The 15728-nt window shown below is 71.6% G+C and carries 14 protein-coding genes; 7 read left to right on the forward strand and 7 right to left on the reverse strand.

Annotated features, from left to right (window positions below):
* The first annotated feature begins 79 nt into the window (after positions 1-79).
* Positions 80-865 carry an enoyl-CoA hydratase-related protein gene (locus ABD140_RS22775; RefSeq protein WP_344242957.1) on the forward strand — a complete coding sequence of 262 codons (786 nt, stop codon included), beginning with the start codon at positions 80-82 and terminating at the stop codon, positions 863-865.
* Between the two features lie 40 nt (positions 866-905).
* Entirely contained in the window at positions 906-1637 is a 732-nt protein-coding gene (locus ABD140_RS22780; protein ID WP_344242958.1) for a GntR family transcriptional regulator, read from the forward strand.
* 21 nt (positions 1638-1658) lie between these two features.
* Here ABD140_RS22780 and ABD140_RS22785 read toward each other — a convergent pair whose 3' ends face one another.
* The 3 genes from ABD140_RS22785 to ABD140_RS22795 all read right to left on the reverse strand — a co-directional run bounded on the left by ABD140_RS22785 (position 1659) and on the right by ABD140_RS22795 (position 5263).
* Positions 1659-2822 (reverse strand): thiolase family protein, encoded by a 1164-nt coding sequence (locus ABD140_RS22785; RefSeq protein WP_344242959.1) that lies wholly within the window; start codon positions 2820-2822, stop codon positions 1659-1661.
* Between the two features lie 42 nt (positions 2823-2864).
* A complete protein-coding gene (locus ABD140_RS22790) occupies positions 2865-3626 on the reverse strand; it encodes an SDR family NAD(P)-dependent oxidoreductase (protein WP_344242960.1) in 762 nt (253 codons plus the stop codon).
* 71 nt (positions 3627-3697) lie between these two features.
* Positions 3698-5263, reverse strand: coding sequence for an AMP-binding protein (locus ABD140_RS22795; RefSeq protein WP_344242961.1), 1566 nt, complete (start codon positions 5261-5263; stop codon positions 3698-3700).
* Between the two features lie 67 nt (positions 5264-5330).
* Between ABD140_RS22795 and ABD140_RS22800 the strand changes: the two genes are divergently transcribed.
* The 4 genes from ABD140_RS22800 (at position 5331) to ABD140_RS22815 (ending at position 9052) form a co-directional block, all read left to right on the forward strand.
* Positions 5331-5783 (forward strand): MaoC family dehydratase, encoded by a 453-nt coding sequence (locus ABD140_RS22800; RefSeq protein WP_344242962.1) that lies wholly within the window; start codon positions 5331-5333, stop codon positions 5781-5783.
* Between the two features lie 12 nt (positions 5784-5795).
* Positions 5796-7010 (forward strand): acetyl-CoA C-acetyltransferase, encoded by a 1215-nt coding sequence (locus ABD140_RS22805; protein WP_344242963.1) that lies wholly within the window; start codon positions 5796-5798, stop codon positions 7008-7010.
* A 40-nt stretch (positions 7011-7050) separates the two neighbouring features.
* A complete protein-coding gene (gene fabG / locus ABD140_RS22810; protein ID WP_344242964.1) occupies positions 7051-7794 on the forward strand; it encodes a 3-oxoacyl-ACP reductase FabG in 744 nt (247 codons plus the stop codon).
* Between the two features lie 130 nt (positions 7795-7924).
* Positions 7925-9052, forward strand: coding sequence for an acyl-CoA dehydrogenase family protein (locus ABD140_RS22815; protein ID WP_344242965.1), 1128 nt, complete (start codon positions 7925-7927; stop codon positions 9050-9052).
* Between the two features lie 54 nt (positions 9053-9106).
* Here the strand turns inward: ABD140_RS22815 and ABD140_RS22820 are convergent, their stop codons facing one another.
* From ABD140_RS22820 to ABD140_RS22835, 4 genes are read right to left on the reverse strand one after another with little or no spacing between them, the layout of a single operon-like run.
* A complete protein-coding gene (locus ABD140_RS22820; protein WP_344242966.1) occupies positions 9107-10840 on the reverse strand; it encodes a class I adenylate-forming enzyme family protein in 1734 nt (577 codons plus the stop codon).
* A 32-nt stretch (positions 10841-10872) separates the two neighbouring features.
* Positions 10873-11742 (reverse strand): amidohydrolase family protein, encoded by an 870-nt coding sequence (locus ABD140_RS22825; protein WP_344242967.1) that lies wholly within the window; start codon positions 11740-11742, stop codon positions 10873-10875.
* A gap of 3 nt (positions 11743-11745) precedes the next feature.
* Positions 11746-13005 carry an acyl-CoA dehydrogenase family protein gene (locus tag ABD140_RS22830; RefSeq protein ID WP_344242968.1) on the reverse strand — a complete coding sequence of 420 codons (1260 nt, stop codon included), beginning with the start codon at positions 13003-13005 and terminating at the stop codon, positions 11746-11748.
* A 28-nt stretch (positions 13006-13033) separates the two neighbouring features.
* Complete coding sequence (locus ABD140_RS22835) at positions 13034-13945, reverse strand: SDR family NAD(P)-dependent oxidoreductase (protein WP_344242969.1); 912 nt, start codon at positions 13943-13945, stop codon at positions 13034-13036.
* A 133-nt stretch (positions 13946-14078) separates the two neighbouring features.
* Between ABD140_RS22835 and ABD140_RS22840 the strand changes: the two genes are divergently transcribed.
* The gene (locus ABD140_RS22840) at positions 14079-15725 is read left to right on the forward strand and encodes a FadD3 family acyl-CoA ligase (RefSeq protein ID WP_344242970.1); all 1647 of its coding nucleotides are present in this window, start codon (positions 14079-14081) and stop codon (positions 15723-15725) included.
* Positions 15726-15728: the final 3 nt, after the last annotated feature.

Consider the following 15728-nt stretch of genomic DNA (forward strand, 5'->3'; position numbering starts at 1 on the left):
GATCGGCATCGATCCGGCACATCAAATTTGATTATGTATAAAATAGCATCTTGATGTCGAGTGAGGAGAGATGAGGACCATGGGCGGATCCGCGGAGCCCCGGCTCGTGCGCGTCACGGTCGACGACGGGGTGGGCGTGCTGGTGCTGGCCGACCCGGAGCACCGCAACGCCCTGTCCAAACGGATGAGCGACGACCTGGCGCAGGCCGTGGACACCGCGCTGGCCGACGGGGCGCGGGCCCTGGTGCTCACCGCCGAGCCACCCGTCTTCTGCGCCGGAGGCTCCCTCGACGGGCTGCTGAACCGGACGGTGCCGCTGGCGGAGATGTACGCGGGCATGGAGCGCCTCGCGGCGGCCCCGGTGCCCACCATCGCCGCGGTCGGCGGCCCCGCCATCGGAGCGGGCGTCAATCTCCCCCTGGCCTGCGACGTCATCCTCGCCTCGCCCGCGGCGCGGTTCGACCCGCGCTTCCTGGACGTGGGCATCCACCCCGGCGGCGGGCATCTGTGGCGGCTGGCCGGACGGGTGGGGGCCCAGGGCGCCGCCGCCCTCGTCCTGTGCGGCGACCTGCTCACCGGCCAGGAGGCCGCGGCCCGGGGGCTGGCCTGGCGGTGCGTGCCGGAGGACGACCTGGAGTCCACCGCGCTGCGCCTGGCCGGACGCGCGGCGGGCCGCTCCGCGCCGCTGGTGCGCCGCACCAAGCGGACGCTGCTCGAGTGCCTCGCCCTCACCACCGCGGAGGAGGCGGCGAAGCTGGAGCTGGCCGCCCAGGAGTGGTCGGTGGAGAGGCCCGAGTTCGCCGAGACCGTCCGCGCCCTCCAGCGCAGGCTGGCCGAACGCCGCGGCTCTCACGTAGAGAAGTGAATACTGCAGATTTTATTTTCCAGACGGATGAGGTGTTGACGTGACCGCAGAGACGGCGGCCGGCACGCCGCTGCCTCCCCCCGGGGAGGCGATGGTGCGCCGCAGCAGCGGAGAGCAGGCCGCGCTCTACATCCGCAGGCTGATCTTCGACGGACGGCTGCGCCAGGGCGACCGCGTCCCCCAGGACGAGATCGCCCGGAGGCTGGGGGTCAGCCGCATCCCGGTGCGCGAGGCGCTGCTCTCCCTGGAGCGGGAGGGCTGGGTCACGATCCGGCCGCACCGCGGCGCGTTCATCGGCTCCCTGGACGAGGCGGCCGTGCGCGACCACTACGCGCTCTACGGGCTCATCTACGGGTTCGCCGCGCAGCGTGCCACCGAGCGCCGCACCCCGGAGATGGTCGACCGGCTCAACGCGGTGTGCGGCAGGTTCGACGGCGAGGACGATCCGGCGGTGGTGGCGCGCCTGAACCGCGAGTTCGACGGGCTCATCCTGAAGACGGCGAGCTCGCCCCGGCTGCGGGCCGTGCTGCGCGCCATGGTCGGGATCGTGCCCGGCAACTTCTTCGCCCTGGTGCCCGGCGCCACCGAGGTGCAGCGGGAGGGCGTCGTCCGCGTCCTGGCGGCGATCGCCGCCGGTGACGGCAAGGGCTCGGCAGAGGCCTACGCGAGCATGCTCCAGCGGCAGGGCGAGCTGGTCGCCGAGCTTTTCAAGAGCCGCGGCCTGTTCCTCGGCCGCACGGCCGCGGACGGCGGGGACCCGGCCGGACGGTGAGCCGGCCGGATCCCCTCGTTCTCAGAGGGCTTCCAGGACGAGGGCCGAGCCCATGCCGCCGCCCGCGCACATCGACACGCACCCCAGGGACGCCCCGCGGCGGTGGAGTTCCCCGATCATCGTGACGACCATGCGCGCGCCGGTCGCCGCGATCGGGTGGCCCAGACCGCAGCCGCTGCCGTTGACGTTGACGATCCCGTGGTCCAGGCCCAGCTCGCGGCTGGAGGCCACCGCCATGGTCGCGAACGCCTCGTTGATCTCGAACAGCTCGATGTCGGAGACCTTCAGGCCGCCGCGCTCGACCGCCTTGGGGATGGCCAGCGTCGGAGCCAAGCCGGTGCGCTCAGGTGCCACGCCCACCGACGCCCACGACACGACCCGCGCCAGAGGCGTCAGCCCGTGGGTACGGGCGTAGTCGCCGGAGACCACCACGACCGCCGCGGCGGCGTCGTTGAGCCCGGCGGAGTTGCCCGCGGTCACCACCGCGCCCTCGATCTCGGGGTGCAGGACGGGAAGCGAGGCGAGCCGCTCCATCGTGGTGTCGGCACGCGGGTGCTCGTCGGTGGTGAACAGCGAGCCGTCGGGCAGCGTCACCGGCACGATCTCGTCGGTGAAACGGCCTTCCGCCACTGAGGCGGCGGCGCGCAGATGGGAGTGCATCGCCCACTCATCGGCCTGTTCCCGGGTGACTCCGGCCAGGCGCGCGGCGTTCTCCCCCACCGTCAGCGCCATGTCCGTGGCCGGAGCCTGCGGGGTCGGCGGGTGGCTGAGGGACATCCACCGCTTGTACTCGCGCGCCGATGCGGGTGTCGACTTCAGCACCTGGGGCATCGAGCTCAGGCTCTCGGTGCCGCCCGCGATGACGGCCTTGTCCATGCCCGCGCGGATGGAACCGGCCGCGATCTGCACCGCGCTCAGCCCGGCGGCGCAGTGCCGGTTGTCGGCCAGGCCCGGCACGTGCTCCAGCCCCGCTTCCACCGCCACGTACCGGCCGATGACACCGCCGCCCTGCAACGACTCCGCCAGCACCAGGTCGTCGATGTCCCCGACCGGCACCCCCGACCGCTCGACCGCGGCGGTCACCACGGTACGGGCCAGCGCGAACGCGTCCACGTCCACCAGCGAACCCTTGTTCGCCCGCCCGATCGGCGTCCTGGCGACGGCGACGATCACCGCTTCACTCATCTTCTCTCCTTCTCCTCGCGAGCACCGCGCATCGGGCGGCGGCTACTTGGGGGCGAAGCGCTGACCGCCGTCCAGGCGGATGGTCTGACCGTTGAGCATCGGGTTCTTGATGATCGACTCCGCCAACCAGGCGAACTCGATCGGCAGGCCCGCACGGCGCGGGAAGGCGGCGTCCTTGGTCAGCACCTTGACGATCTTCTCGGGCGCGCCCTCCAGCAGGCCGGTGGCGAACAGGCTCGGGGCGATGGCCATCACCCGGATGCCCAGGCTGCCAAGGTCGCGGGCCATCGTCAGGCTCATCCCGGCGATGCCGGCCTTCGCGGCGGTGTAGGCGACCTGCCCGATCTGGCCCTCGAACGCGGCGATGGAGGCGGTGTTGATGATGACGCCCCGCTCGCCGTTGTCGTCCGGGTCGTTCTTGCTCATGTGCCAGGCCTGCAGCCGGTTCAGGTTGAACGTCGCGACCAGGTTGAGCTCGATGAGCTTGCGGAACTCCGCCAGCGGCAGCGGACCGTCCTTGCTGATGGTGCGCTTGCTGACGCCGCCGCCCGCGGTGTTGACCGCGATGTGCACCGAGCCGTGCGTCTCCAGGACGGCGTCGAAGGCCGCGTCGACGCCCTGCTCGTCGGTCACATCGCAGGGGTGGAAGGACGCGCCCAGCGCCTCGGCCGCCTCGGCTCCTCTGCCGTTGGGCAGGTCCACGATCGCGACCGTCGCGCCCTGGCCCGCCAGCAGCTCGGCGGTGGCACGGCCCATCCCCGAACCACCGCCGACGATCATGGCGACCTTCTTCGCTGCGTCCATGGGGTATCCGCCTCTCCTCAAGGAACTTAAAAATAATCATTGATATAATAGACATTAGATGGGAGCTGGCTTCAAGGCCGGGGGTTCGGAACCGTGCCCGACGAGCGCCGTCCCGCCTCCCGCCTGAGCCGTGGCTTGTCGACCTTGCCCGCGCCGTTGAGCGGCAGCTCCGCCACGTGCCAGAGGGTGCGCGGCACCTTGAAGCCCGCCAGACGCTCCGCGCAGTACGCCACCAGTTCCTCCGCCCCGGCGTCGCCGACGACGAACGCGGCGGGCACCTCGCCCAGGCGCTCGTGCGGGACGCCCACCACGGCGGCGGCGCCCACTCCCGGATGCCCGGTGAGGACGTGCTCCACCTCCGCCGGGGAGACGTTGAGCCCGCCGACGATCAGCAGGTCCTTGAGCCGGTCCACGACGCGCAGCCTGCCCTCGCCGTCCCACTCCCCCAGGTCTCCGGTGCGCAGCCAGCCGTCGGTGAACGCCGCGGCGGTCGCCTCCGGGTCGTCGAGGTAACCGGCCATCAGGCCGGGGCCCCGCACCAGGATCTCGCCCGGCCCGTCGGCGGCGGCGAGCCTGACCTCCACGCCGGGGACGGGCTTCCCGGACGTCTCCGCGACGGCCGCCACCGGGTCGTCCCACCGCGTCATCGTGCACACACCCGACGCCTCGGTCAGCCCGTAGCCGGTGAAGACGTGCGGGATGCCCAGCTGTTCGCGCAGCCGGTGGACCAGCGCCGGAGGCACGACCGCCGCCCCGGTGACGGCGACCCGCACCCGGCCCACGGGCATGTCCGGCTCCGCCAGCAGGGCCTGGAAGAGGGCGGGCGGCCCCTGGAGCACCGTGACGCCGTGCTCCGCAACGGTCCGCGCCAGCGCCTTCGGGTCCAGCACGGGCTGGGGCAGCGCCGTCGCACCCGCCACCGCGCAGGCGAGCAGGCCGGTCTTGTGCCCTCCGATGTGCGCGAACGGCGCCACCACCGGGTACCGGTCACCACCGCGCAGGCCCGTGTTCGCCACCCAGCCACGGGTGGTCTCCACCAGCCCTCCGTGCCGCAGCAGCACACCCTTCGGCAGCCCGGTCGCACCCGAGGTGTACTGAACGTGGCTGATCCGGCCAGGATGCAGCCCCCTCATCCGCCGGTCGGTCTCCGCGCCGCCACCGCCCGAAGCCAGCAACTCGGAAACCGACCACACCTCCGGCACCGCCGCCGCCTCGAAGACCGCGAGCGGCTCGAAGGAAGCGGTCGGCTTGGAGGGAGCGGGCGGCCCGAGGAGGGCGGGCGGTGGAGGGGTGGCGGCCGCTTTCTCCGTGATGACCAGGCGGCAGCCGGAGCGGGTGATGATGTCCGCGGCCTCGGAATCCGTGTATCGCGTGTTGATCGGCACGACTCTGGCTCCGGCGCACAGGATTCCGTAGGCGGCGATCGCCCAGTCTCCGCCGTTGGGCAGCCGGACGCCCACGGTCTCGTCTTCGCCGATTCCTGCGGAGGTCAGGGCGTTCGCGATGGTTCGGGCGGCGTCGAGCAGTTCTTTGTAGGTGAGGCGCGTGCCGTCGTCGAGGAGGGACAGGGCGGTGCGGGGAGCGCGCTCCAGGACGCCGGGGAGGGTTCCGCCGTGCGCGAGGAATCGGGAAGTCACGACCGCACCCTAACCTCGCGAACGCGACTTGATACATTCTCTTAAATATTTGATGAGAGGAGTTCCCATGCGCGTGCTCAACGGTGTGGACGAGATCCGTGCCTCCATCGGCCTGCATCTGGGCTACAGCGGCTACCGCACCGTCACCCAGCGGGACATCGACGTCTTCGCCGAGCTGACCGGTGACGACCAGTGGATCCACGTCGACGCGGAGCGGGCCGCCCAGGGGCCCTTCGGGGGCACCATCGCCCACGGCCTGCTCACCCTGTCCCTCGGGCCGAGGCTGGTCCGGGAGATCTACCGGATCGAGGGCGTGAGGATGGGCGTCAACTACGGCTACGACAAGATCCGCTTCCCCTCTCCCGTTCCCGTCGACGCCAAGGTCAGGGTCGGCGCCGAGATCGAGGACGTTCAGGACGTCACCGGCGGGATCCTCGTCCGGCTCCGGTTCACCTGGGAGGTCGAGGGCGCCGCCAAGCCCGCCTGCGTCGCCTCCATGCTGCTGCGCTACTCCGTCTGAGAGGGGGACGACATGCGTGAGGCCGTCATCTGCGAGCCCGTCCGCACGCCCGTGGGCCGCTACGGCGGGGCCTTCAAGGACACCCCCGCCGTCGACCTGGCCGCCACCGTGCTGCGCGGACTCCTCCAACGCACCGGGCTGACCTCCGCCGACATCGACGAGGTGTTCCTGGGGCAGTGCTACCCCAACTCCGACGCACCCGCCATCGGACGCGTCGCCGCCCTGGACGCCGGGCTGGACGTCTCGGTCACCGGACTGCAGATCGACCGGCGCTGCGGCTCGGGACTGCAGGCCGTCCTCAACGCCGCCATGCAGATCCAGACCGGGGTCAGTGAACTCATCGTCGCCGGAGGAGCCGAGAGCATGAGCTCGGCCGCCTTCTACACCACCGGCATGCGCTGGGGAGTTCGCAGCCCTTCCCTGGAACTCCACGACGGACTCGCCCGAGGACGCATCACCGCAGGCGGCAAACACCACCCCGTGCCCGGCGGGATGCTGGAGACCGCAGAGAACCTCCGCGCCCAATACGACATCTCCCGCGCCGAGCAGGACGAACTGTCGCTGCGCTCCCACCAGAGAGCCGTGGCCGCCCAAAGCTCCGGGGTGTTCGCCCAGGAGATCATCCCCGTGACGGTGAAGACCCGCAAAGGCGAAGCAGTCATCGACACCGACGAACACCCCCGCCCGGACATCTCCCTGGAAGCCCTCGCCAAGCTCAAGCCCGTCCTCGGCCGCCAAGACCCGCAGGCCACGGTGACGGCCGGCAACGCCAGCGGACAGAACGACGGCGCCTCGGCCTGCATCATCACCCACCGGGACAACGCCGAACGCCTCGGACTACGCCCCCTGGCCCGTCTCGTGTCCTGGGCGGTGGCAGGAGTCCCGCCGCGCACCATGGGCATCGGACCCGTCCCCGCCACCGCCCTCGCCCTGGAGCGGGCCGGGCTGAAGCTCTCCGACATCGATCTCATCGAACTCAACGAGGCCTTCGCCGCACAGGTCCTGGCCTGCACCCGCGAATGGAACTTCACCGAGACCGACTGGCAGCGCACCAACGTCCACGGCTCCGGCATCTCCCTCGGCCACCCCGTCGGCGCCACCGGCGGCCGCATCCTCGCCACCCTGCTGCGCGAACTCGACCGCCGCCAGGACCGCTACGCCCTGGAGACCATGTGCATCGGCGGCGGCCAGGGACTCACCGCCGTCTTCGAACGCCTCACGAACTGACCCCGCCCCACGCAGAACGCTTGAAGGAAAGGGAGGTCCCATGGACCTGTTGGAAGGGCGCTCCGCCATCATCACCGGCGCCGCCCAGGGCATCGGCCTGGCCATCGCCAGGGTCCTCGCCGGAGCGGGCGCCCGCCTGGTGATCGGCGACATCGACGCCCAGGCCGTCAAGGACGCCGCCGAGGAACTGGAGGCCGGGGGCGCCACCGTGCTGCCCGTGCGCTGCGACGTCACCGATGAGGACGATGTCGAGGTCCTCGTGCAGGCCTGCGCCACCGAGTACGGGTCGGTGGACGTACTGGTCAACAACGCCGGCATCACCCGGGATGCCACCCTGCGCAAAATGACCGCCGAGCAGTTCCGCCAGGTCATGGACGTGCACCTGTTCGGCACCTGGCTCGGCATGAAACACGCCTCCCTGAAGATGCGCGAACAGGGCAGTGGCTCCATCGTCAACATCTCCTCCATCTCCGGCAAGGTCGGCCTGATAGGCCAGACCAACTACAGCGCCGCCAAAGCCGGAATCGTTGGCATGACCAAAGCCGGCGCCAAAGAACTCGCCCACCTGGGCGTGCGCGTCAACGCCATCCAGCCCGGCCTGGTCCGCACCGCCATGACCGAAGCCCTACGCCCCGACATCTGGGCCGAGAAACTCGCGGGCGTCCCCATGAACCGGGCGGCCGAACCCGAAGAGATCGGCAAGGTCGCCCTGTTCCTCGCCAGCGACCTGTCCAGCTACATGACCGGCACCGTCCTGGAGGTCACCGGCGGCCGCCACATGTGACGCCTCGGGGGCGGAGGCGGTCGCGGCGTCCCGTACGGTGCCGCGACCACTTGTCGCAAAATGAATTTTATATATAAGTTATGGCCATGTCCCGTCCGGGCGCCGCCCGCCACCCAGGGAGAGAGAGCACATGGACCTGACCTTCAGCGACGAGCAGGAGGAGCTGCGGAGCGTCGTCCGGGCGTTCCTGCGCGACGTCTCCCCCCAGGAGGAGGTCCGCCGGCTCATGGAGACGCCCAGCGGCCACGACGCCGCGGTGTGGACGAAGATGGGCGCCCAGCTCGGCCTGCAGGGCCTGGCCGTCCCCGAGGACCTCGGCGGTGCCGGAGCCGGGCCGCTGGAGGTGGGGATCGTCGCCGAGGAGATGGGGCGGACGCTGTTCGGCGCGCCGTTCCTGTCCACCTGCGTGCTGGCCGTCCAGGCGATCCTCGCCGCCGGCGACCCGGGCTGCTCCCGGGAGCTGCTGCCCGGCATCGCCTGCGGCGTCACGACCGCCACCGTCGCCTTCAGCGAGCCGGGCCGCCCCTGGGACGCGCCCGCCGAGCACACCGCGGTGCGCCGCGCCGACGGCCACTGGCTGCTCGACGGGGTGAAGGAGCTGGTCCTCGACGGCGCCCACGCCGACCTCGTCCTCGTCACCGCGCGCGGTGAGCAGGGCGTCGGCCTGTACGCCGTCAGCGGTGACGCCGCAGGTCTCACCCGGACTCCGACGCGGACCCTCGACCCCACCCGCAAGCTCGCGCGCCTGGAGTTCAGCGCGACCCCCGCGCACCCCGTCGGCCGCGGCGACGCCGGGACCCGCATCCTCGCCCGCGTGCTGGACCACGCCTCCACCATGCTCGCGGCGGAGGCCGTGGGCGTCGCCCAGCACCTTCTGGGCACCACCGTCGCCCACGTCAAGGACCGCGTGCAGTTCGGGCGGCCCATCGGGGCGTTCCAGGCCGTCCAGCACGCCTGCGCGCACATGTACGTGGAGGTCGAGTCGGCCCGCGCCGCGGCGCACCACGCCCTGTGGGCCGCCGCCGCGGACTCCCCCGACCTGCCTCTCGCCGCGGGCCTCGCCAAGGCCTACTGCACCGACGCCGCCATGCGCGTGGCCACCGAGGCCGTCCAGCTCCTCGGCGGGATCGGCGTCACCTGGGAGCACCCCGCCCACCTGTACTTCCGCCGGGCCAAGAGCTCGCAGCTGCTGTTCGGCTCCACCGACCTGCACCGGGACGCCCTGGTCCGGCGGCTCGCCGAACCGGCGGGCGCCTGAAGCACGACCGCCCTCGTCCGCCGCGACGGACGAGGGCGGCGGGCCGGCCGTCGTTCAGGAGACGCCCGACTCCTCCTCCAGCTCGCGTTTGATGACCTTGCCGGTCGCGTTGTAGGGCAGGGCGTCGCGGAACTCCACGAAGGCGGGGACCTTGAAGGCGGCCAGGGCCTCCCCCACCCACCCGCGGATCTCCTCCTCGGTGAGCGAGGCGCCGGGCTCGGGCACCACGAACGCCTTGACCTGCTGGCCCAGGATCCGGTCGGGGACCCCGATGACGGCGGCGTCGGCGACGCCGGGGTGCTCGACGAGGCGGTACTCGATCTCGATCGGGTAGATGTTCTCGCCGCCGCGGATGATGAGGTCGCGCATCCGGCTCTCCAGGTAGAGCACGCCGTCGACGATGCGGCCGTAGTCGCCGGTGAGGTACCAGCGGTCCGCCGTCAGGGCGGCGGCGGTGGCCTCGGGGTCGTTCCAGTAGCCGAGGAAGACACCGGCGCCCCGGATGCACACCTCGCCCACCTCGTTCTCACCCAGCGGCTCGCCCTCCGGTCCGCGGACCTGCACCTCCATGGTGGGCGCCGCCGAGCCGACCGACGCCGGGTGCCCGTCCATCTGCGGCCCGTTGAGGAACGTCCCCCCGCCGGTGGTCTCCGTCATGCCGTAGCCGTTGGTGATCTGGACGCCGGGCATCTTCTCCTCGAAGAGGCGCAGCAGTTCGGGGGCGAACGACGAACCGCCGCTGCCGATGACCGCGACCTGGCCGGTGCTGTACTTCTCGAAGTCCGGGTGGGTGAGCATCCGCCAGAAATGGGTGGGCACCCCGTGCCACTGGGTGAGCCCGTACCGCTCGGTGAGCGCCAGCACCCGCTCGGCGTCCCAGCGGCCCCGCGCGGGGAAGACCAGCCGGGAGCCGAACATCGGCGCGGTCACCAGCGCGGGGCCCACGCCCGAGACGTGGAAGAACGGGTTGGAGCAGACGCTCGTCCGCTGCACGTCGCCGGGGACCTGCCGGTAGCGGCCGCCGCCGTTGATGACGACGACGGCGCCGCCGCATCCGCCGAACATGCCGAAGTGCACGAAGTTGCGGTGCGAGAGGGTCGCGCCCTTCGGCCGGCTGGTGGTCCCGCTGGTGAACAGGATCGCGGCCGGGTCGTCCTCCTCGATGCCGGCCGGGAAGAGCCTCGCCGCCGGATCGTGGACGGCCGCCGCGGCCCGGTCCAGCTCCTCCAGCGGCACCAGGGGAAGGCGCCCGGCGGCCTCGGTCCGCGCGAGCCGCTCGAGCGGGCGGGCCGATCCCAGGAGGAGCGAGGGCCCGGTCAGCTCGATGCCGTGCGCCAGCTCCGCGGGCGTCCACCAGCCGTTGAGGCTGACGATGACGCCGCCGAGCGAGAGCGTCGCCCAGAGCGTCAGCAGGTACTCCCTGCGGTTGGGCGAGGCGATCGCGACCCGGTCGCCTTTGCCGATGCCGTGCTCGTCGCGCAGGACCTCGGCGTAGGCCGCGGTCCAGGAGAGCGCCTCACCATAGGTCAGGGTCTCCGGTTCGGGCCCGTCGAAGACGCAGTACCCGGCGTCGGGATGGCGCTCGGCCGCCTGGACCAGCACCGCCGGAAGGTGCGGGGGCCGCTGGACGAAGACCTCGGCGGGCGCGCCCAGGACGTCCTCGACGGTCCGCTCGAACGGGCCGCCCGGGCCGCACAGCATGTTCCACATGTCCGGGCTCAGGTCCTGGTCCGCCGTCCAGCGCAGGGTGGCGGGGGCGGCGGAGCGGTCGGGAAGGGTGTCGGTCACGAGTTCCTCCGGTGGGGTGGGGGAAGTCCCCGTCACTGCAGCTTGAGGACGCGCTTGGCGTTGTCGTGGAGGAACTTCGGCCGCACGTCGTCCTTGAACGGGACGTCCGGCAGTTCCCTCATGATGCGGTCGAGGGACAGGCCCATCGGGTAGTAGCCCGCGTAGATGACCTTCTCCGCACCGCGGGAGTTGGCGTAGTCGACGATCTCCCGGGGGTAGTACTTCGGCGCGAACGCGCTCGTGGAGTAGTACAGGTTCGGCCACCTGAGCATGAGCTTCACGGCCAGGTCGACCCACGGCTCGCAGCCGTGGCGGGTGACCATCACCAGTTCCGGGAAGTCGAACATCACCTCGTCGATGTACTCGACCTTCTGCGGCTCGAAGGGGACGCGGGGGCCGGGGATCCCCGCGCAGACGAAGACGGGCAGGCCCAGCTCCACGCACTTGGCGTAGACGGGGTACATCTTCTTGTCGTTGATGGCGACCTGCGGATTCGTCCCGGCGGGGAAGACGTCGACGGCCTTGATGCCGAACTCGGCGTGCGCCGCGGTGATCTCCCGGACGGCGTCCATGCCCTTGTTCGGGTCCACCGACAGGCAGCCGGCGAACCGGTCGGGGTGGTCGACGACGGCGCGCTTGCCGTCGTCGCTCCGGACGCCGACGAGGCCGACGGCGACGCCGTGGGCGTCCATCTGGCCGAGCGTGACGGCGACCGGGTCGATCTCCTCCCGCTCGTCGGCCTGGTCGGGAACGTCCTTGAACAGGTAGCCCGCGGGCATCTTCAGCTTCCCGGACTCGTCGTCCTTGGTCTGCTTCGTGATGAACCCGTACGTCGCCTTCGGGTCCCGCATCGGGAACCCGATCATCGTGTCGATGATCGGCTGGTCGTGCGCTTTCGGCATGGCTCAGGCGTCTCCGTTCCGCTGTTCGGTGAGCGTCCGGAACGGCACGTCCTTGTCGGGGTGCCGCTGCCGGGGAAGGCCGAGGATGCGCTCGGCGATGGTGTTGAGCTGGATGAAGTCGGTGCCGCCGCCGATCCGCAGGCCCTGGGCGCTGAGCAGCTGCTGCTGCCAGGCGCCCTCCTGCGGGGCGTCGGCGCCCAGCAGCAGGCCGTGGGCGCCCTCGATGGCCAGGGCCGCCTCGGCCGCGCGGTGGGCGCGGCGGGCCACCAGCAGCTTCATGATCGAGCCTTCGGGACCGGGCGGCACCCCCCGCGCGATCGCCGCCCGCATCCGCAGGCCCAGGAAGCGCAGCACCTCGTCCAGGGTGAAGACCTCGGCGATGTGCTGCCGGACGAGCGGGTCGTCGAGCCGGCCGAGGGAGCGGGCCAGTTCGACCAGGAGCCGCGCCTTCTCGCCGCCGCCCCCGCCGATCATGGCGCGCTCGGCGGCGAGCGTGGTGTGCACGACCTTCCAGCCCGCGTCCACCTCACCGACCACGTTCGAAGCCGGTACGCGGACCTCGTCGAGGAAGACCTCGTTGAAGTGGTAGGAGCCGTTCATCTGGCGCAGCGGCCGCACCTCGATGCCGGGCGTGCGCATGTCGAGAAGGAAGTAGGTGATGCCCTGGTGCTTGGGCACGTCGACGTTGGTGCGGGCCAGCAGGATCGCCCAGTCGGCGACGGGGGCCGAGGACGTCCAGACCTTCTGGCCGGTGACGATCCAGTCCCCGGTGGCCTCGTCCCGGACGGCGCGCGTGCGCAGCCCCGCCAGGTCCGAGCCGGCGCCGGGCTCGCTGTAGAGCTGGCACCAGACGCGCTCGCCGTTCAGCAGCGGCGGCAGGTGCTCGGCGCACTGGGCCCGGGTGCCGTGCCGCATCAGCGTGGGGCCGACCATCTTCAGGCCGACCATCAGCGGCCCGACGGAGACGTCGAACCGCTCGCACTCCTCGGCGAAGACCGCCTCCTGCGCCGGGGTGCCGCCCCGCCCGCCGAACGCCTCCGGCCAGGAGACGGCGGCCCAGCCGCCGGCCCGCAGCCGTGCCTGCCAGGCCCCGGCCGCCGCCACGCTGGCGCGTTCGGCCGCCTCGTACTCCTCGGGGGAGTCGGCGGACTCGTTGTGCAGCCGGTGCTTCACCCGCCCCGAGAAGGCCGGCGCGTTCTCGTCCAGCCAGGCGCGGGCCTCGGCGCGGAACGCCGCGAGCTCGGGTGTGTCCTGCAGCTCCACTCGTCCTCCTTCGACGCGTTCGACCCGGTCAGCGCAGCCCGGGGGCGCGGGTGTGGAAGATGTCGGTGGCGATCCGCCCGCCGAGCACGGCGGCGTCCCACTTCTTCTCGGCGTTGGAGATCGTGGCGCCCTCGCGCCAGCCCTCCATGAGGTGGATCTTGTCGTGGATGGCCCGGATCACCTGGCCGCTGACGTGCTGCGCCTCGTCGCTGGCGAGCCAGGCCACCAGCGGGGAGCTGCCCGCGGGGTCCATCGGGTGGTACTCGCCCTCGGCGAGCTCGTCGGGCTCGAACGCCTTGAGGTCCTTGCCCATGGTCGCGGTCAGGCGGGTCATGCCGCCGGGGCCGACGGCGTTGACGGTCACCCCGAACCGGGCCAGTTCGAGGCTGGTCGTCAGCGTCAACCCGACGATGGCGGCCTTGGCGGTGGCGTAGTTGGACTGGCCGAAGTTGCCGACCAGGCCCGCGCCGGAGGTCGTGTTGATCACCCGTCCGGTGAAGCGCTCACCGGCCTGGTACCGGGCGCGCCAGTGCCGGGCGGCCAGGTGGGTCATCAGCCAGGTGCCGCGCACGTGGACCCGCATGACGAGGTCGAAGTCGTCCGGGGACATGTTCCAGATGACCTTGTCGCGGGCGATGCCGGCGTTGTTCACCACGATGTCCAACCGGCCGAACTCCGCCACGGTGCGCTCCACCAGCGCACTCGCCTGTTCGGTGTCCGCGATGTCGGCGAAGTCGGCGATGGCGGTGCCGCCGCGCTTGGTGATCAGCCGGGCCACCTCTTCGGCGTCGTCGCCCCTGCCCTCACCCTGGACGCTGGTGCCCAGGTCGGCCACGACCACCTTCGCGCCGTGCCCGGCCAGCTCCAACGCGTGCCCGCGGCCGATGCCGTGCGCGGCCCCCGTCACGATGGCGATCTTGTCCTCGAGCAATCGGGCCACGGCCTGCCTCCCTGGGCGTCGGAACACGACGGGCCGGCGGTCTTGAAGCAGTACCGCACCCGCCTGCAAAATGTATATGTTATTTAACATACTGCCCCAGTCTTCTGCACGTCCACGCTTTCGGAGGAACCAGGTGACGAACACAGAACAGGACGACTTCGTCGATCCCCGCGGCGACCTCCGCTGGGGCACGACCAGCGCGCTGCTCACGGACGCCGCGCGCCGCCTCGGCGACGCCGAGGCCGTCGTCGACGGCGACGTGCGCCTCACCTACGCCGGGCTCGACGCCGCGGTGACCGAGGCCGCCCGCGCCTTCCTCGCCGCGGGCCTGAACCGGGGCGACCGCGTCGCCGTCTGGTCGCCCAACACCTCGCAGTGGATCGTCGCGGCGCTCGGGCTCCAGCGCGCGGGGGGCGCCCTCATCCCGCTCAACACCCGCTTCCAGGGGAAGGAGGCCGCCTTCATCCTGGGCAAGAGCAAGGCGAGGATCCTCTGCGTGATCGGCGAGTTCCTCGGCCGCGACTACCCCGCCTCGCTGGAGGAGGCCGCTGGCGGCCCGCAGGACGGCCGCCCCTACGCCGACCTGCCCGACTTGGAGAAGGTCGTGATCCTCAGCGACGGCGCACCCGGGCGGCATACCTCCTGGGCGGACTTCCTGGCCTCCGGACGGGCGGTCACCGCGGAGCAGGTCCAGGCCCGCGCCGCCGAGATCGACCCCGACGACCTGTCGGACATGCTGTTCACCTCCGGCACCACCGGCGATCCCAAGGGCGCGATGTGCACCCACGCCCAGACGCTGCGCGCCTACGCGGTGTGGGCCGCGGTCGTGGGGCTGCGCGAGGGCGACCGCTACCTCATCGTCAACCCGTTCTTCCACGGGTTCGGCTACAAGGCCGGCTGGCTGGCCTCGCTCCTCGTCGGTGCGACGGCCCTGCCCGCCCGCACCTTGGACGTCCCGTGGGTCCTGGAGACGGTGCGGGAGGAGAAGGTGACCGTCCTGCCCGGCACCCCGACGCTGTACCAGACCATGCTGGAGCATCCGAGCTTCACCCCCGAGGGCGTCTCCGGCCTCAGGCTCGCCGTGACGGGCGCGACCGACGTGCCGCCCGCCATCCTCCACCGCATCAGGGAGGAGCTGGGCTTCTCCCACATCGTGGCGGGCTACGGGCTCACCGAGTCCTGCGCGATCGTGTCGATGTGCCGCTACGACGACCCGCTGGAGATCGTCACGTCCACCGCGGGCCGACCGCTCCCCGGCCTGGAGGTCGTCACGGTCGACTCCGCGGGCGAGCCGACGCCGGCGGGAACCGAGGGCGAGATCCTGGTGCGGGGCTACACGGTGATGAAGGGCTACCTGGACGAAGAGGCGGAGACCGCCGTGACCGTCGACGCCGACGGCTGGCTGCACACCGGCGACCTCGGCTCCTTCGACGCCGACGGCAGGCTGCGCATCACCGGCCGGATCAAGGACATGTTCATCGTCGGCGGCTTCAACGCCTACCCCGCCGAGATCGAGAAGCTGCTGTGCGCCCACCCCGCCGTCGCCCAGTGCGCCGTCATCGGGATCCCCGACGCGCGCATGGGAGAGGTGGGTGCGGCGTTCGTCGTCCCGCGCCGGGGTGCCACCCTGGACGCCGACGGTCTGATCGCCTGGGCCCGGCAGAACATGGCCAACTACAAGGTGCCCCGCCAGGTGCACCTCGTGCCGGAGCTGCCGCTCAACGCCTCAGGCAAGATCGTGAAGAACGAGCTGCGCGCCCGCCTGGCCCGCGGCGCCTGAGGA

Source organism: Actinocorallia libanotica (genome assembly GCF_039525175.1).
GTDB classification, from domain to species: Bacteria; Actinomycetota; Actinomycetes; order Streptosporangiales; family Streptosporangiaceae; genus Actinocorallia; species Actinocorallia libanotica.